Source organism: Bradyrhizobium sp. Ec3.3 (assembly GCF_000472925.1).
Taxonomy (GTDB): domain Bacteria; phylum Pseudomonadota; class Alphaproteobacteria; order Rhizobiales; family Xanthobacteraceae; genus Bradyrhizobium.
In genome coordinates this window covers 343,926-360,951 of the sequence record NZ_AXAS01000003.1, presented here as the reverse complement: position 1 = coordinate 360,951, position 17,026 = coordinate 343,926, and the positions used below count along the sequence as shown (strand labels likewise).

The 17,026-nt window shown below is 65.2% G+C and carries 12 protein-coding genes; 4 read left to right on the top strand and 8 right to left on the bottom strand.

Features of this window, described 5'->3' with window-relative positions; all coding sequences use genetic code 11:
- Positions 1 to 120: 120 nt before the first annotated feature.
- Together YUU_RS0106210 and YUU_RS0106205 are read right to left on the bottom strand one after the other, a co-directional pair.
- Entirely contained in the window at positions 121 to 1,671 is a 1,551-nt protein-coding gene (locus YUU_RS0106210; RefSeq protein ID WP_027521619.1) for an AMP-binding protein, read from the bottom strand.
- 17 nt (positions 1,672 to 1,688) lie between these two features.
- Positions 1,689 to 2,843 (bottom strand): iron-containing alcohol dehydrogenase, encoded by a 1,155-nt coding sequence (locus YUU_RS0106205; protein WP_027521618.1) that lies wholly within the window; start codon positions 2,841 to 2,843, stop codon positions 1,689 to 1,691.
- 358 nt (positions 2,844 to 3,201) lie between these two features.
- Between YUU_RS0106205 and YUU_RS0106200 the strand changes: the two genes are divergently transcribed.
- From YUU_RS0106200 to YUU_RS0106190, 3 genes are all read left to right on the top strand, one after another.
- Positions 3,202 to 4,401 carry an efflux RND transporter periplasmic adaptor subunit gene (locus YUU_RS0106200; protein WP_027521617.1) on the top strand — a complete coding sequence of 400 codons (1,200 nt, stop codon included), beginning with the start codon at positions 3,202 to 3,204 and terminating at the stop codon, positions 4,399 to 4,401.
- The gene (locus YUU_RS0106195; RefSeq protein ID WP_027521616.1) at positions 4,398 to 7,553 is read left to right on the top strand and encodes an efflux RND transporter permease subunit; all 3,156 of its coding nucleotides are present in this window, start codon (positions 4,398 to 4,400) and stop codon (positions 7,551 to 7,553) included. The genes YUU_RS0106200 and YUU_RS0106195 overlap by 4 nt, the downstream gene beginning before the upstream one ends.
- Positions 7,554 to 7,794: 241 nt before the next feature.
- Positions 7,795 to 8,994: an ABC transporter substrate-binding protein gene (locus YUU_RS0106190; protein ID WP_027521615.1), complete on the top strand. Its 1,200-nt coding sequence runs from the start codon at positions 7,795 to 7,797 to the stop codon at positions 8,992 to 8,994.
- A 100-nt stretch (positions 8,995 to 9,094) separates the two neighbouring features.
- On the opposite strand, the gene YUU_RS0106185 is transcribed toward YUU_RS0106190, so the two are convergent.
- The 4 genes from YUU_RS0106185 to YUU_RS0106170 are packed head-to-tail and all read right to left on the bottom strand — an operon-like array spanning position 9,095 to position 13,697.
- Positions 9,095 to 9,484 (bottom strand): MAPEG family protein, encoded by a 390-nt coding sequence (locus YUU_RS0106185; RefSeq protein WP_027521614.1) that lies wholly within the window; start codon positions 9,482 to 9,484, stop codon positions 9,095 to 9,097.
- A gap of 28 nt (positions 9,485 to 9,512) precedes the next feature.
- A complete protein-coding gene (locus YUU_RS0106180) occupies positions 9,513 to 10,595 on the bottom strand; it encodes a lipocalin-like domain-containing protein (protein ID WP_027521613.1) in 1,083 nt (360 codons plus the stop codon).
- Positions 10,585 to 13,047, bottom strand: a complete 2,463-nt coding sequence (locus YUU_RS0106175; protein WP_027521612.1) for an ABC transporter permease — start codon at positions 13,045 to 13,047, stop codon at positions 10,585 to 10,587. The genes YUU_RS0106180 and YUU_RS0106175 overlap by 11 nt, the downstream gene beginning before the upstream one ends.
- Positions 13,044 to 13,697 (bottom strand): ABC transporter ATP-binding protein, encoded by a 654-nt coding sequence (locus YUU_RS0106170; protein WP_027521611.1) that lies wholly within the window; start codon positions 13,695 to 13,697, stop codon positions 13,044 to 13,046. The genes YUU_RS0106175 and YUU_RS0106170 overlap by 4 nt, the downstream gene beginning before the upstream one ends.
- Before the next feature lie 159 nt (positions 13,698 to 13,856).
- Between YUU_RS0106170 and YUU_RS0106165 the strand changes: the two genes are divergently transcribed.
- Positions 13,857 to 15,188 (top strand): MFS transporter, encoded by a 1,332-nt coding sequence (locus YUU_RS0106165; protein WP_027521610.1) that lies wholly within the window; start codon positions 13,857 to 13,859, stop codon positions 15,186 to 15,188.
- Positions 15,189 to 15,277: 89 nt separating this feature from the next.
- On the opposite strand, the gene YUU_RS0106160 is transcribed toward YUU_RS0106165, so the two are convergent.
- Positions 15,278 to 16,486: an MFS transporter gene (locus YUU_RS0106160; protein ID WP_027521609.1), complete on the bottom strand. Its 1,209-nt coding sequence runs from the start codon at positions 16,484 to 16,486 to the stop codon at positions 15,278 to 15,280.
- Between the two features lie 331 nt (positions 16,487 to 16,817).
- On the bottom strand, positions 16,818 to 16,973 hold the full coding sequence (locus YUU_RS60090) for a hypothetical protein (protein ID WP_198031703.1): 156 nt from the start codon (positions 16,971 to 16,973) through the stop codon (positions 16,818 to 16,820).
- Between the last annotated feature and the right edge of the window lie 53 nt (positions 16,974 to 17,026).

The following is a 17,026-nucleotide window of genomic DNA, read 5'->3' as shown; positions in this document are numbered from 1 at the left end:
TTGCCAACTCGCGCTACAACTTCTCCCTGGGGGTATGGGTCCCGGCCTTCGCCGGGACGACACCGAGATGTTGGCGCGCGCTTGCATCAATCTCACCTACTCGTGTAGGCGCGAGAGCCGTCACACAATCCGCGACGTCTTGTTCCCCCAATAGCGGTCCCGCAGCAGGCGCTTGTACAGTTTCCCCGTCGGCAGGCGCGGCAATTCCTTTTCGAAATCGACCGAGCGCGGCACCTTTTGCCGCGACAGCGACGCCCCGCAGAACGCGATCAGCTCCTCGGCGAGCCCGGGCCCCGGCACCACGCCCGCCATCGGCTGCACCACCGCCTTCACCTCTTCACCGAGATCGGTATTGGGCACGCCGAACACCGCGGCATCGGCGACCTTCGGATGCGTGATCAGCAGATTCTCGCATTCCTGCGGATAGATGTTCACGCCGCCCGAGATGATCATGAAGGTGGCGCGGTCGGTGAGATAGAGGAAGCGGTCTGCGTCGACATAGCCGACGTCGCCGACCGTGCTCATGCTGCCATCGGCCGAGCGCGCTTCCTTTGTCTTCTCCGGATCATTGAAATATTCGAACGCCGAGGCGGTCTTGAACCACACCGTGCCCGCAGTGCCGATCGGGCACTCCTTCATGTTCTCGTCGAGAATGTGCAGGTCGCCGAAAAGCACCTTGCCGACGGTGCCGCGATGGGCGAGCCATTCCTCGGTGTTGCAGGCGGTGAAGCCGAGCCCTTCGGTCGCGCCGTAATATTCGTGGATGATCGGCCCCCACCATTTGATGATGTCGTCCTTCACCAGCGCCGGGCAGGGCGCGGCGGCATGGATCGCGATCTCGAGCGAGGACAGGTCGTGGCGGGCGCGCACCTCCTCCGGCAGCTTCAGCATGCGCGAGAACATCGTCGGCACGAGCTGGGTATGGGTGATGCCCCATTGCTCCACGAGCTGGAGGTAACGCTCGGGGTCAAAGCTCTCCATGATGATCACGGTGCCGCCCATGCGGATCGTCAGATTGACCGCGGCCTGCGGAGCCGAGTGATAGAGCGGCGCCGGCGACAGATAGACCATGCCCTCGCGGTAGTGCCAAAGTTTCGTGAGGAAATCGAACAGCGGCATGTTGTGCCGCGGCGGCTGCTCCGACAGCGGCCGCAAGATGCCCTTCGGCCGTCCCGTCGTGCCTGACGAATAGAGCATCGCCGTGCCCAGCCATTCGTCGGCGATCGGCGTCTTCGGCAGGCCTGTCGTCGCCTGCTCCAGCCCAACGATACGGTCGCTCTCACCGGTCCCATCGACGACGACGCAGAGCTCGACTTTCGGACATTCCTTCAGCGCTTCGCGCGCGATGTCGAGCTTTGCAACCGAGGTGATCAGGATACGCGACTGGCTGTTGGTCAGGATGTAGGCGAGCTCGGCCGACGTGAGGAACGAGTTGACGCAGGTATAGTAGAGCCCGGACCGCTCGCCCGCGCCGCAGGCTTCGAGATAGCGCGAATTGTTCTCCATGAAGATCGAATAGTGGTCGAGCCGCCTCAAGCCCTGCTTGCGAAACAGATGCGCCAGCCGGTTGCTGCGCGCATCGAGCTCGCGATAGGTGACGGTCTCGCCCGTGCCGGCCATGATGAAGGCGGGCTGCAGCGGGCGCAGACGGGCATGCGTACCTGTGTACATCGGTCCTCCGGGTTGCGTTATGCGGCGAGAAGCAGGATTTCGCGCACCTGCGCCGGGCCGTCGATCTTGCGCGGGTTGCGCGGCACCCAGGGCGTGCGCATCGCCTGCTCGGCGATGGCGTCGAAATGCTCTGGCGAGACGCGCATCTCAGCGAGACTGCGCGGCATGCCGAGCGAGCGGATGAAGGCATCGAGCACGTCGGCGGCATCCTTGCCGGGGAAGCCCATCGCGGCCGCGACGATCATCTGGCGGTCGGCATTTTCACGCTCGTTCCAGCGCATCACCGCCGGCAGCATGATGCAGGAGGTATAGCCGTGCGGCACGTCGAAGGCCGCGCCCAGCACATAGCCGATGCCATGGCTCGCGCCCATGGGAACGCCGGCCGCAAGCGCGCCCATCGACAGCCAGGTGCCGAGCTGCGCATTCATCCGTGCGTCGAGATCTGAAGGGTTGGCCTTCACCCGCGGTAGCGCATCGGCGAGCATCGCAAGACCCTTTACCGATTGCGCGTCGGCATAAGGATGTGTCTCGCCCGAGCAGATCGCCTCGACGCAATGGTCGACAGCACGGATGCCGGTCGAGAGGAACAGCCATTCCGGCGTGTGCACGGTGATCGCAGGATCAAGGATCGTTGCGCGCGGCACCATCAGCGGATGGCGCAGCATCTGCTTCACATGGGTGCTGCGGTCGGTGACCCCCGCGATAGCGCTGAACTCGCCGCCGGCGATGGTGGTGGGCACGCTGATCTGGCGCACCAATGGGGCATTCATCTCGGGTGCGACGCCCTTGTGGACGCGGATGCGTTCGATGCCATCGGTGCTGTCGATATCGTTGGCGAGGCAGAGCTGCACCGCCTTGGCGCCGTCGGTGATCGAGCCACCGCCGACGGTGACGATCAGGTCCGCGTTGGCATTGCGTGCTGCGTTTGCGGCTGCGACCACCGCCTCGCGCGGCGTGTGCGCCGGCATGGCGTCGAACACCCCCGCGCAGCGCGCACCCAGCGCCTGCTTGATTTTCTGGATTTCGTCGGTCTGTCGGTTGAGCGTACCCGAGACCATCAGGAAGGCGCGGTTCGACCCCAAACGACCCATTTGCGCCAGAATGGCGCCCGCGGCCGGATGGCCGAACACGACCTCCTCGATCGCGCCGAAAACGACACGCCCTTGATGCACGCCTGTCCTCCCGGACAATTCGTCTTGTTTTTGTACGATTAATCTAGCCGAGCCGCCGGCGCCCGTCATGCGCGAAGACGCTGTCTCTCTCTCTCTCTTACCCTCTCCCCGCAGGCGGGGAGAGGCGAAGCAACCGCCTCGCATTCATGAGCCCGGTGAATAAGTCCATTCGCGTTCGGCCACCCAATTGCCGGCTGCGCGACCGACTATCTCCGCGCAACCCGCCATCCGGCTAGGGTATCCCCCAGGATTGCCCTCTCCTTCGTCTTGAAGAGTTCATTATTGAAACCCATCTTGTGCCGCCTGCGGGTAAGTAGCTACCCTGTTTGCTGCCGCAGCCACCAGGAAGGGGCAAGACATGAGCGAGCCGTACCCGAGGCAGCATCCAGTCCGACGGCAATCCGCGCCGCATCCCTTCCTCGCGGTTCTGGCGCTGACGATTGCCGGCCTCCTCGCCGGCTGTGACAAGCCGGCCTCGCAGGCGGCAGCCCCGCCGGCGCCTTCCGTCACCGTCGCCCAGCCGGTCAAACGCACCGTGACCGATTGGGATGAATACACCGGCCGCTTCGATGCGGTCGAAGAGGTGCAGGTGCGTCCGCGCGTCGGCGGCTACGTCAATTCGGTCGAATTCCAGGACGGTGCCATCGTGCACCAGGGCGATCTGCTCTACGTCATCGACCCGCGCCCGTTCGAGGCGGTGGCGGAACAGGCGGACGGTCAGCTCGCGGACGCGCGCGCAAAAGTCGAGCTGGCCAAGCGCGAGCTCGACCGCGGCCTCAATCTGGTCCAGACCAGCGCGGTCTCCGAGCAGGTCGTCGATCAGCGCCGCCAGGCCCTCCAGGCCGCGCACGCCGCCGAGACGCAGGCGGAAGGCTCGCTCAAGGCCGCCAAGCTCAATATCGAATTCACCCATGTGGTGGCGCCGATCACCGGCCGCGTCAGCCGCCATCTCGTCAGCCCCGGCAATCTGGTGCAAGGCAGTGACGCCGGCTCCTCGACGCTGCTCACCTCGATCGTGACGCTGGATCCGATCTACGTCTATTTCGACATGGATGAGACGAGCTTCATCAAATACAGCAAGCTGTGGTTCGAAGGAAAGCGCCCGAGCTCGCGTGATACGCCGAACCCGGTGCAGGTGACACTCGCCGGCGAGACCAAGCCGTCGCATGACGGCACCATCAATTTCCTCGACAACCGCCTCGACGCCTCCACCGGCACGCTGCGCAGCCGCGCTGTCATCAAGAACACCGATCTCTCGATCCTGCCCGGGCAGTTCGGCCGCGTGAGGCTGATCGGCAGCGCGCCCTACGAGGCGCTGCTGATTCCGGACGTCGCGGTGGCGACCGATCAGTCCCGCAAGATCGTCTTCGTGGTCAAGCCTGATGATACCGTCGAGGCGCGTCCCGTGACGCTCGGTCCGCTCGATGAAGGGCTGCGCGTGATCCGCGAAGGGCTGAAGGCGGATGACCGCGTGATCGTCGACGGCATCCAGCGCGCCCGCGTCGGCGCCAAGGTCAACCCGCATCAAGCGCAAGCGCCGGCGGGTAGCAAGTCATGAACCTCGGCCGCCTCTCCATCAACCAGCCCATCCTGGCGATGGTGCTGTCGATCGTGCTCCTGATCGTCGGCGCGCTCGCCTACACCACGCTGCCGGTCTCCGAATATCCGCAAGTCGTGCCGCCGACGGTGGTGGTGACCACGCAATATCCCGGCGCCTCCGCGCAGACCGTGTCCGACACGGTCGCCGCTCCCATCGAGCAGGAGATCAACGGCGTCGAGGACATGCTGTATCTCTACAGCCAGGCGACCTCGAACGGCCAGCTCACCATCACCGTCACCTTCAAGCTCGGCACCGATCTCGACAAGGCACAGGTGCTGGTGCAGAACCGCGTCGCGATCGCGCAGCCGCGTTTGCCTGAGGAAGTGCAGCGCAACGGCGTCACCACGCGCAAGAACTCGCCCGACATCCTGATGGTCGTGTTCATGCTGTCGCCTGACGACACGTTCGACCAGCTCTACATCTCCAACTACGCGCTGCTCCAGGTCCGCGACCAGCTGCTGCGGCTCGACGGCGTCGGCGACATCCAGATCTTTGGCGCGCGCGACTATTCGATGCGGCTGTGGCTCGATCCGGACCGCATCGCCAATCTCGGGCTGACCTCGACCGAAGTGCTTGCGGCGATCCGGTCGCAAAACGTGCAGATCGCGGGCGGCCAGATCGCGGAACCGCCGATCGCGGACCGTGCCTTCCAGCCGAACCTCACCTTCACCGGGCGCCTGAAGGATCCGAAGCAGTTCGAGGACATCCTGATCAAGGCCGGTTCCGACGGCCGCACCGTGCGCCTGCGCGACGTCGCCCGCATCGAGCTCGGCGCGCTGTCCTACTCCACCAACAGCTTCCTGCTGCGCAAATCGGCCGTCGGCATGTTGGTGACGCAGCGGCCAGGATCCAACGCGCTGGCGACCGCGAAGAACATTTCCGACACCATGGTGAAGCTCAAGCAGAGCTTCCCGAAAGGGCTCGACTACAATATCGGCTACAACCCGACCGAGTTCATCGCCCAATCTGTCCACGAGCTGATCAAGACCATCTACGAGGCCATGCTGCTGGTGGTCATCGTGGTGCTGGTCTTCCTGCAAGGCTGGCGGCCGGCGATCATTCCGATCATCGCCATCCCGGTCTCGCTGGTCGGCACCTTTGCGGTGATGGCGGCGCTCGGCTTCTCCATCAATAACCTCACGCTGTTCGGTCTCGTGCTCGCCGTCGGCATCGTGGTCGACGACGCCATCGTGGTGGTCGAGAATGTCGAGCGGCACCTCGAGCATGGCCTCAGCCGGCGTGATGCCGCGCTGAAGACCATGGAGGAGGTCGGCGGCGCGCTGGTCTCGATCGCGCTGGTGCTGTGCGCCGTGTTCGTGCCGACAGCGTTCCTGGGAGGCATCTCCGGGCAGTTCTTCCAGCAATTCGCCGTTACCATTGCGGTGGCGACCGCGATCTCCTGCTTCTGCTCGCTGACACTCTCGCCGGCTCTGGCCTCGCTGATCCTTACTCCGCATGAAGAGAAGCGGCCGCCGGCGCGCTGGAATGTCATTGCACGCGGCTGGGGAGCTTTCACCGGCGTCTTTAACCGTGTGTTCGACCGTCTGTCACACGGCTATGCCGGTATCGCCAATTTCGTCATCCGGCATTCGGTGGTGATGTTGCTGGTCTACGTCGCGCTGATCGGCAGCGCCGGCTGGCTGATCTTTACCACGCCGCAGGGCTTCATTCCGGCGCAGGATCGCGGCTACGTCATCATCTCGGCGCAATTGCCGGGCGCGGCGTCGCTGGCGCGCACCACCGAGATCGTGCACGAGATCGAGGGCATCGCACTCGATACGCCGGGCATCATCCGCGTCGCCGTCTTCGCCGGCTTCTCCGGCGCCACGCGTACGCAGCAGGGCAACGCCGCCGCGCTGTTTCCGGTATTCGACGAGCCGGAGGTGCGCCTGAAGAAGGGGCTCACGGCTGGCGTCATCACCGCCGAGCTGCGCAAGCGCCTCTCGAAGATCGAAGGCGCCTTCATCATCGTCATTCCGCCGCCGGCCGTGCCCGGCATCGGCACCGGCGGCGGCTTCACCATCCGCGTCCAGGACCGGCAGGGCCGCGGACCGGAAATGCTCGCGGCGGCCACTGACGAGCTGGTCGCCGCTGCGCGCAAATCCCCCAATCTCACCTCGGTGTTCTCGCCGTTCACGGCCAACACGCCGCAGCTCTTCGTCGACATCGACCGCACCAAGGCGCAGAAGCTCGGCGTTCCCATCGCCAACATCAACGACACGATCCAGACCTATTTCGGGTCGACCTATGTCAACGACTTCAACCTGTTCGGCCGCACCTATCATGTCACGGCGCAGGCCGACCAGCCGTTCCGGAAAGAAACCAGCGATCTCGCGCGGCTGCGCACGCGCAATGCGTCCGGCGACATGGTGATGCTCGGCAGCGTGGTCGATTTCCGCGACGCCTCCGGACCCGATCGCGTCGCGCGCTACAATCTCTATGCGGCGTCCGAATTGCAGGGCGAGCCGGCGCCGGGCACGAGCTCGACCACCGCGCTCAACGCCATCAAGAAGCTCGCGGACGAGACCTTGCCGAGCGGCTTCTCCTTCGAATGGACGGACCTGTCCTATCAGCAGGTCACCGGCGGCAATGCCGGTCTTTATGTGTTCCCGATCTGCGTGCTGTTCGTCTATCTCGTGCTTGCCGCGCAGTACGGCAGCTGGTCGTTGCCGTTCGCGGTGATCCTGATCGTGCCGATGTGTCTGCTCGCTGCTACCATCGGCGTGCGCATCATGGGGCAGGACGTCAACATCCTCACGCAAATCGGCTTCGTGGTGCTGGTGGGGCTTGCCGCCAAAAACGCCATCCTGATCGTCGAGTTCGCCCGCGACATCGAGCTCGAAGGCAAGCCGCGGCTGGAAGCCGTGATCGAAGCCTGCCGCCTGCGCCTGCGGCCGATCCTGATGACGTCCTTCGCCTTCATCCTCGGCGTGCTGCCGCTCGTGGTCTCGACCGGCTCGGGCTCGGAGATGCGGCAAGCCGTCGGCGTCGCCGTGTTCTTCGGCATGCTCGGCGTCACGCTGTTCGGTCTCGTCTTCACCCCGATCTTCTACATGATCGTGCGCAACCTCGCGGACGGACGCGGGAAGAAACAGGCTGCCGCGGCGTGAGGATGATTGGTCATTGTGGCCACCGCCACATCCACAACCTCGGTGTCGCCCCGGCGAAGGCCATAACCACAGGGAGTAGTTGTGGCGCGAGATCGTGATTGCCGGTCTTCGCCAAATTCCTTCCTGTGGTTATGGACCCCGCGCCCATACTAACGGCTGAGGCCGAAGAGGATGGGCAGGGCCGGGGTTCTTCACTAGTATCCGCGCGATTTCAAAACAGAAAACTGCTGGGAGTTAAAATATGAAATCAGCACTTTTGGCCGCCGCTGCCGTGTCCGTGTTGCTGGCGGCGCCGGCGACCGCGCAAAACGCCAATCAAGGCGTCAAGATCGGCATCCTCAACGACCAGTCCGGCGTTTACGCCGATTACGGCGGCAAATGGTCGGTCGAAGCCGCAAAAATGGCGATCGAGGATTTTGGCGGCGAGGTGCTGGGGCACAAGATCGAACTCGTTACCGCCGATCACCAGAACAAGCCGGATCTCGCCACCTCCATCGCGCGGCGCTGGTACGACGTCGAAAACGTCGACATGGTCACGGAGCTGACGACCTCCTCGGTCGCGCTCGCGATCCATGAGCTCTCCAAGGAAAAGAAGAAGATCGACATCGTCGTGGGTGCTGCGACGTCGCGCCTCACCGGCGATGCCTGCCAGCCCTATGGCTTCCACTGGGCCTATGACACCCGCGCGCTCGCGGTCGGCACCGGCGGCGCGCTGACCAAGGCCGGCGGCGATACCTGGTTCTTCCTCACCGCCGACTATGCCTTCGGCTATGCGCTGGAAAAGGACACCAGCGAGATCGTCACTGCCAATGGCGGCAAGGTGGTCGGCTCGGTCCGCGTGCCCCTCAACTCGTCGGACTTCTCCTCCTTCCTGCTCCAGGCGCAGAGCTCCAAGGCCAAGATCGTCGGCCTTGCAAATGCGGGCCTCGACACAAGCAACTCGATCAAGCAGGCCGCCGAGTTCGGCATCGTCACCGGCGGCCAGAAGCTCGCCGGCCTCTTGATGACGCTCGCCGAGGTCAACGGCCTCGGCTTGCAGGCCGCGCAAGGCCTCGTGCTCACGGAAGGCTATTACTGGGATCTCAACGACAAGACGCGCGATCTCGGCGAACGCTTCTTCAAGCGCACCGGGCGGATGCCGAGCATGATCCACGCCGGCACCTATTCGGCGACGCTGAGCTATCTGAAGGCGGTCAAGGCCGCCGGCACCAAGGATCCCGACGCGGTCGCCAAGAAGCTGAAGGAGCTTCCGGTCGACGATGCCTTCGCGCAAGGCAAGGTCTTGGAGAACGGCCGCATGGTCCACGATATGTACCTGTTCGAGGTCAAGAAGCCCTCGGAATCGAAGCGGCCCTTTGACTACTACAAGCTGCTCGCAACCGTCCCCGGCGACAAGGCCTTCTTCACCGTCAAGGAGAGCGGCTGCCCGCTGACGAAGTGAGGCAGCGCCAGCGCCGCATTCCTGGTGTCGTCCCGGATCGGCGCTCCGCTTCGCTGCGCTTGTCCGGGACGACGGCTGTGATCGTTGCCGCCGCTCTCCTTCAATGCCCCAGCCGCCAAACCACCGCGACCAGCGCGCCCACCCACAGCACGATGCTGGCGAAGGCCTGGATGGCGAAGCCGGGGCCACGTTTGGCGGCTTCCTTCGAGTAGCCGATGAAGTAGACGATGCGGCCGATGATCCAGACTGCGCCGATTGCGGCCGCGATGGCGTCACTGACATAGATCGCGAACAGCCAGAGCGACGGCAGAAAGATCGGCATCCATTCCAGCGTGTTCATCTGGATGCGGAAGGCGCGCTCGAAGTCGGGATGCCCCGACATCGCCGGCACCTTGACGCCGGTCTTCGCGCGCGACCGCGCGACATTGACGCCTGTGAAGAAGCAGAACGCCACGGCCAGCAGCGTGACGAGCGCGGTGAGATGATACATTACAAGGTCCCCTTGAAGTCGCCGGCGCTCAATAGCCTGTTAGCTCGAGATAGCCAACGCCGTCATGGCTGCCGGAGAAGCTGATCGGGCCCTCCCAATAGGAAAAGCCGGTGCCCATCCAGGCGGTGGGATTGAGCGGCTTGCAGGTAATCGTGAACGACCGCGAGGGGATCGCGATCTGCCATTCCACCGGCAGTTTGCGCCCCGCGACCTCCGCCCATCCTTTCGGTGTCATCTGGATGTCGGCGGCAAAGATCTGCTGAGTGCGGCCGTCGGGCGATATCCAGTTGCCGAACGGATCGTCCTTGCCGTCCTTCTGCCGCAGCCGGTAAAGCATCAGCTTGTCGCCCGATGAGAGATGCAGCGAGAGCCAGTCCCAGCCGGTCTGGTCGGGGTCGAGCGGCTGGCTGCTCCATTCGCGGTCCATCCACGCCTGGCCCGACACGTCGATCGGCTTGTCGTCGATGACGAGACTGCCGCGCGCCCGGAAAAACGGCTGGCTGTAGTAATACGACGCCTGGCCGCGCTCGGATTTGCGGCTGAAGCCGGCATCGCCTTGCAGCACCACCGGACGATCGGCTTGAAGCGTCAGCGCATAGCTGAAATCGGTGCCTGACGCCTTCAGCGTCAGCGGCGACAGCACGCGATCATCGGTGCCCTCAGCGCCCTTCATCTCCCAGTCGTTGATCCAGGCCGCGAACGGCTTTGCGTCCACGCCTGCCTGCCCGACGCCGCCGCGGGCGAACAGCTCGTTGAAGCGGTGGGTGTCGGCGCGGGTCACTGCGGCGTGTCCCATCCAGAGCTGCTGATTGGCCCACCCCTCGCGCTGCGGCCCGGCCTCAGTGGCCTGGCGAAACAGCGTCCATTGCAGGCCACAAGCCGCGCCACTGGCATCGATCAGATTCGCCGTGAGGTACCACCACTCGATACGGAAATCCGGATGCGGCCCGTGGTCGGCGGGGAACGAAAACGCCTTTCCAGGCGTCACCTGTGCAAAGCCGTCCGCGGTCTCGCCGAGGCCGGCATAGCCTTGTGCGAACGCGCAGCGCGAAAACGTCAGCGCGGCAAGGCCACCGGCAAATGCGCGGCGCGATAGTCTGTCAGCGCTCATTGGCGAACACCTTCACCAAATTTGCCGGCTGCATCCGCGCGAGCCGCGCCACCGGCAGCAAGGCGGCCAGCAGCGAGGCGAGCAGCGCCACCGCGACCAGCTCGACCAGTTGCAGCGGAAACACGTGGAACGGCAGGCGCCAGCCGAACGCTTTCACGTTGACGATAGCGATCAGGCACCAGGCCACGATGAGTCCCAGCGGTAATGCCAGCAGCGCCGTGAACAGCGCGACCGCCAGCGTCTTGGTCAGTTCGATCGCAGCAAGGCGCGACCGCGTGAGGCCGATCGCCCAGAGCGGCGCGAGCTGCGGCAGGCGGGAATTGGCAAGCGTCAGCAGGCTGGTCAGCAGCGCGATGCCGGCGACGCCGAGGGTGAAGGCGTTCAGTGCTCCCGTCACCGCGAAAGTGCGGTTGAAGATACGGATCGATTCCGCCTTCACCGTTGCCTGGTCGGCGACGCTGCGGTCGTCGAGGGCAAACTGCCTCTGCAACGCCGTGATCAGGCCGGGAATCTTGTCTCGGGGAACGATGAGTCCGATCCGCGTCTGCGGCGTCTGCGGAAAGCGCCGGATCAGCGCTGCGACATTCACGGCGAGCTGTCCCTTGGGATTGCCGTAATCGGCATAGATGCCGGCGATGTCGAGCACCCAGCTGCCGCCCGGCGCGGGGATCTCGATGACGTCGCCGACGCGCAGGTTCAACCGCCGGCTCAATTGCTCGCTGACGAAGGCGGCATCACCCGGCACGAGCTGCGCCCAGGCGCGCGGCGCGGCTTCAAGCAGCGGCCAGCGCTCGCGATAGAGCGCGTGGTCGGGCAGGCCGAGCAGCTCCACGGGTTGTCCCTCCAGTTGCGTCTCCGCCCGCCCGCCGCTCAAAATCGCCTGTACCTCGCTGCGCTCGCGCAGCCAGCTCCGGATCGCAACCGCCTTCGCATTATCGGGCGCGCTGATATAGACGTCGGCGGCGAGCCGCCCGTTCAGCCAGCTGATGAAGGTGCGGCTGAACGTTTCCACCATGGTGGAGACGCCGACATTGACGGCGAGCGCGAGCAGCAGCGCCATCAGCGCCAGCGACAATCCGGAGAGTTGCTGCCGGCTGTCGGCCCAGAACCACAGCGCAAGCGGACGGCGCGCGCGGCGCTGGCCGATCGAGAGGATGATCTCCAGCAGCGCTGGGAGGATCAGCGCCGCGCCCAGCATCAGCGCGGCGAGCACGCCAAAGCCAGCGATCAACGAATCGCCATAGCGCAGCAACAGCAGTGCGACCGCAAACACGGCGAGCGCAGCCGCGCTTTGCAGGATCAGCCAGCGCCGCTGCGCCTGTTGCCAGGCCTGTGGTTGCGCGGTCGCAAGCAAAGGCAGACGCATCGCCTTGATCAGGCTCATTGCCGCCGCGATCAGCGCGCCGGCGATGCTGATGCCGATGCCGGCTAGCCACCATTCGCCGCGCAGCGATAGTTGGCCCGGGATCTGCGCGCCATAGAGCCCGCGCAGCGATGCCACGACATCCGGCAGCAGCGCGGCCGCGATGACATAGCCGCACACCAGTCCCACGAGTCCCGCGGCGAGCGCCAGCACCACTAGCTCGAGCACCAGCACGCTGTTGAGCATGCGTGCGGAAGCGCCGCAGGCACGCAACGTGCGCAGCATCGGCAGCCGCTGCTCGAAGGCAAGGCCGACGGCCGAATTGACGATGAAGAGCCCGACGAAGAACGAGAGCAGGCCAAAGGCGGTGAGATTGAGATGAAAGCTGTCGGTGAGGCGTTCGAGCTCGGTCTCCGCGTTCGGTTCGACCCGCTGCAAGCGGTCACCGACCACGCTCGCAAGCGGCGCAGGTTTGCCCTTGGCCTTGCCGATCAGCAGCCGCGAGAGCTGGCCTTGCTTGCCAAGCAGCCGCTGCGCGAAGCCGATATCGACCACCAGCACGTCGGGCACGAGCTGCGGCTGCGCATGCAGTGGCGGCAGTATTGCGCCGCTGCTGATCAGCGGCGCCGCGCCCTCCGCCGCGTCGAGATCGGCGAGCGTCTCCGGCGCGACGAGCGTTTGGCCGGGTGGGGCGACGAAAGCGCGCAAGTCCGACGCACCGAGCCGCGGCGCGTTGCCGACCTCGGCCGGCAGCGTCACCGGCTCGATGCCGAGCAGGCGGAACGAGCGTCCGTTGATCTGGACGCGGCCCTCCACGACCGGCGAGACTGGCCAGCCGGCGCGGCTGAGCGCGACGAACAGGTCCTGCGAGAACGTCGCGGCATCGGGCGCAACCAGCATCGCCGTGCGCACGCCGCCGAACGTCGCCGCCGCACGGTCATAGGCGTTGCGCGCCTGCTGGTTGATCGCCTGCACACCGCTCCACAGCGCGGTCGCCGCGATCAAGCCGATCAGCAGCGTCGCGAGCTGCATCGGATGCCGCCGCCAGTGGCTCAGCAGCACGGCCAGGATCCAGAGCGCGCGCCTCATGTGATCCGCCCCGCATGCAGCGTGACGTGGCGGTCGAGCGTGCCGGCCAGATGCAAGCTGTGCGTTACCATCAGAAAGCCGCAGCCTGTGCGCGCCACGAGATCGCGCGTCAGGGCCAGCACGTCGTCGGCGGTCGCCTCGTCGAGATTGCCGGTCGGCTCGTCCGCGAGCAGAAGTGACGGCTTGATCGCGAGCGCCCTACCAATCGCGACTCGCTGCTGCTGGCCGCCCGAGAGTTGCTCGGGGTAGCGCCTCAAGAGCTTGCGGAGCCCGAGACGCTCGATCAGCTCGCCGTGCCAGGCGGCATCGTGCCGGCCGGCGATCCGCGCCTGAAATGAAAGGTTGTCCTCGACCGACAGGCTCGGGATCAGGTTGAACTGCTGGAAGACCAGCCCCAGCCGGTTGCGCCGCAGCGCCGCCCGTCCTGCATCCGGCAGCGCCGTCACATCGGCGCTTTCGAGCATGATCGTGCCGCCGTCGGCGGCATCCAGCCCCGCGATCAGGTGCAGCAGCGTGCTCTTGCCGCTGCCGGATTCGCCGGTCAGCGCAACGCGCTCGCCGGGGCGCACGTCGAGATCGACGCCGCGCAGCACATGGACCGGCTCGCCGGCCGAGGAGAAGCTTTTGGAGAGGTTTTTAATGTTCAGCACGATGAATGGCGCCGCACGGAATTAACTGGGATGTTGCGTAGCACAGTTGATGCGAAAATGCCGGGGTTGCGTTGCCGTTCAAGCCGTTGTTAGCTCGCAAGACCGCCAAACAAGACGGCACAAATCAAGAGTGCCGAAAGCGAAAAATCGGGGAGAGAGATGAGCGCTCAGGGAACGCCCAAAACGGCGGGCAGTACGACAGCTGAGGCAACGCCAAAGGGCGCCTGGACCGTCACCTTTCTCCTGTTTCTCTTCATGGTGGTGAATTTCGCCGACAAGATCGTCGTGGGTCTCGCCGGCGTGCCGATCATGACCGACCTGAAGCTCGAGCCGGAGCAGTTCGGCCTGCTCGGCTCATCCTTCTTCTTCCTGTTCTCGATCTCGACCATCGTAGTCGGCTTCATCGTCAACAAGGTGCCGACGCGCTGGGTGCTGCTGACGCTCGCAGTGATCTGGTCGTTGGCGCAGTTTCCGATGGTGGGCACCGTCAGCTTCACCACGCTCCTGATCTGCCGTATCGTGCTCGGCGCGGGCGAGGGGCCGGGCTTCTCGGTCGCCGCACATGCGATCTACAAATGGTTTCCGGACGAGAAGCGCACGCTGCCGACCGCGATCCTGTCGCAGGGCTCGGCCTTCGGCGTCATTCTCGCGGTGCCGGCGCTGAACTGGGTGATCGTCAATCATTCCTGGCACTACGCCTTCGGCGCGCTCGGCATCGTCGGCCTGATCTGGGTCGCGGCCTGGCTCGCGCTCGGCAAGGAGGGACCGCTGGAGGACACGCAGCTCCTGGCGGCCACCGAGCCGAAGATTCCCTATTTCCAGCTTCTCACCTCGCGCACCTTCATCGGCTGCGTGGCGGCGACCTTCGGCGCCTATTGGGCGCTGTCGCTCGGGCTCACCTGGTTCACGTCCTTCATCGTCAAGGGGTTTGGCTTCTCGCAAACCGATGCGGGCTTCATTTCGATCTTGCCCTGGGTATTTGGCGCCACGATCGTCATCCTCACGGGGTGGATCTCGCAGATGATGATGGCACGTGGCGCGACCACGCGCGTTGCGCGCGGCGTTCTCGGCTCGGTCCCGCTGGTGCTCGGCGGTCTCATCATCGCGGCGATGCCGCACGTGCAGGGTGCGGGCTTGCAGATCGCGCTGCTCGTGGTCGGCTCGGGCCTGTGCGGGGCGATCTACGTCGTCTGCCCGCCAATGCTCGGCGAGTTTACCCCGGCCTCGCAGCGCGGTGCCGTCATCGCGATCTACGGCGCGCTCTACACGCTCGCCGGCATCATCGCCCCGGCCGTGATGGGCAGCGTGATCCAGCGCGCCGGCTCAACGGTCGACGGCTACCTGACCGGCTACACCATCAACGCGGTGGTCATGATCGGCTCCGGCGTGCTCGGCCTGCTGCTGCTCTGGCCGAACACGGAGAAGTCGAGGCTGACCCGCGGCGCCGCCGCGCAGCCCGGCGCGCTGAAGGGCGTGGTGTCGCCGACGTAGTTGGTCGGACCAAAATTCAAGCTGTCGTCCCAAGCTCGCGCTGTGCGCGCCCCGGGACGACACCGAGTGGAGTTGCGTTGCTGGCGGAGCTATCGTCCAGCCTGCTCCCGCCGCTCCGTCAGCAGCGACAGGAACACCGTGGCCACCATGAACACCACCGACGCGCCGAACACCCAGTGCGGCGCGTTCTGGTCCATGATCCAGCCGAACAGCAGCGGGCTGATGATGCCGCCGATATTGAAGCCGGTGGAGACGATGCCGAAGGCACGCCCGGCGGCGCCCGCAGGCGCCGCATTGCGCACCAGCATGTCGCGCGAAGGTGCGATCACGCCGGACAGGAAGCCCGCAACGGTCATCGCAGCCGTCAGCAGCAAGCCGGGCAGTCCGACGAGCGCAATCAGAAGCACGATCGCCGCGTTCGCGGCAAAGCAGGCGGCGGCGAGCTGGCCATGGCGCTCGGTCCGGTCCGCGAGGAAGCCGCCGGCGAGCACGCCGACGGCGCTTGCCCCCAAAAATGCCGTCAGCGCGACATTGGCGGCGGAGTAGGAGGCGGCATAGCCGCTCATCAGCGCCACCACGCCGAAATTGCTGATGCCTGCAACCGACAGGCTGAGCAGCATGAACAGCGCGGTCAGCATGATCAGCGTCGGCGTAATGACCGCCTGTTTTGGCGCGGCTTCGTTTCCGGGTTTCCTCCTGTGCGCGCCGGCGTCAGGAATGTTCATCACGATGAGCAGCAGCGCGCAGAGCACGCCGATCGCGCCCGATGCGATCAGCGCGCCGAAGCCGCCCGAGACCGTGACGAGCGCGGCAACGATCGCCGGCGCCACTGCGCCGCCGAGATAGCCGGCAAAGGTGTGAACCGAGAACGCGCGGCCCATCCGCGCCTCGTCCATGTGCTCGGCGAGGATCGCGTAATCGGCCGGGTGATAGACGCTGTTGGCAAGGCCGAGCAGCACCGCGCAGGTAATCAACGAGGCGTAACTCAGGTGCAGGCCGAGCAGCACCAGAGATAGCCCGCCGATCACGAGGCCCATCAGCAGAATCTTTCGCGCACCAAAATGGTCGACGAGATAGCCGGTCGGCGCCTGAGTCAGGCCGGAAACAACCGCAGACACGGTCAGCGCAAAGCCAAGCTCGATATAGCCGACGCCCAGCTGGGTTTTGAGGAACGGAAACAGCATCGGCAGGACGAGCAGATGGAAATGGCTGACCCAATGCGCGATCGAGATCCCCGTCAGCGTGCGCAGCGCGCTGTCGGTCTTCCCCTGTTGCGGTGCGGCGAGAACGTCGGCCATCGCAGTTCCGTTTCACTTCCTTTTCGGTGCGCTAACTATCGGCGTGAGCGGTTATTTGTCCATGAATGCCGGCGCATGGCAGGTAGTGCCGAGGGATGATTCTCGTATCTCAGCTCGATCCTTAGGGCGGGTTAGTCCTGCGCGGCAATGACGGGAAGCAAGAGCGGACACTATCTCTCACCGTCACCCTGAGGTGCCGGAGCGAAGCGCAGGCCTCGAAGGGCGACGGCCCGGCTGCATCCGGGCCGTTCATCCTTCGAGGCTCCCAGCGCAGTGCAGGCGCACTGCGCTGCTCGCACCTCAGGATGACGGGTCTCGCAAGGGCGCCCCCTTACAGCGGCTCGTCATCCGTGCCGTAACGATCGCGTTTCGGGGTGGCGATGTCGCCGTCTTCGTAATCGTCGTCGGTGTCGCGCGGCGGCTGCGGCTTTTTCTTGTTGTCGTCTGCCTTCTTCGGCGGCGGGTTCTTGTTGCCGGCCTTGGCCATGACCTTCTCCGGATGGTGATGCATCAACGCATGCTAACCGGACCCGCTCCGAT

Excerpts from the sequence above, each read along its gene's own strand:
- YUU_RS0106210 (WP_027521619.1), bottom strand. The coding sequence starts at position 1,671 with ATGTACACAGGTACGCATGCCCGTCTGCGCCCGCTGCAGCCCGCCTTC.
- YUU_RS60090 (WP_198031703.1), bottom strand. The coding sequence starts at position 16,973 with ATGGCCAAGGCCGGCAACAAGAACCCGCCGCCGAAGAAGGCAGACGAC.
- YUU_RS0106185 (WP_027521614.1), bottom strand. The coding sequence starts at position 9,484 with ATGTATCATCTCACCGCGCTCGTCACGCTGCTGGCCGTGGCGTTCTGC.
- YUU_RS0106190 (WP_027521615.1), top strand. The coding sequence starts at position 7,795 with ATGAAATCAGCACTTTTGGCCGCCGCTGCCGTGTCCGTGTTGCTGGCG.
- YUU_RS0106195 (WP_027521616.1), top strand. The coding sequence starts at position 4,398 with ATGAACCTCGGCCGCCTCTCCATCAACCAGCCCATCCTGGCGATGGTG.
- YUU_RS0106200 (WP_027521617.1), top strand. The coding sequence starts at position 3,202 with ATGAGCGAGCCGTACCCGAGGCAGCATCCAGTCCGACGGCAATCCGCG.
- YUU_RS0106165 (WP_027521610.1), top strand. The coding sequence starts at position 13,857 with ATGAGCGCTCAGGGAACGCCCAAAACGGCGGGCAGTACGACAGCTGAG.
- YUU_RS0106175 (WP_027521612.1), bottom strand. The coding sequence starts at position 13,047 with ATGAGGCGCGCGCTCTGGATCCTGGCCGTGCTGCTGAGCCACTGGCGG.
- YUU_RS0106160 (WP_027521609.1), bottom strand. The coding sequence starts at position 16,486 with ATGGCCGACGTTCTCGCCGCACCGCAACAGGGGAAGACCGACAGCGCG.
- YUU_RS0106180 (WP_027521613.1), bottom strand. The coding sequence starts at position 10,595 with ATGAGCGCTGACAGACTATCGCGCCGCGCATTTGCCGGTGGCCTTGCC.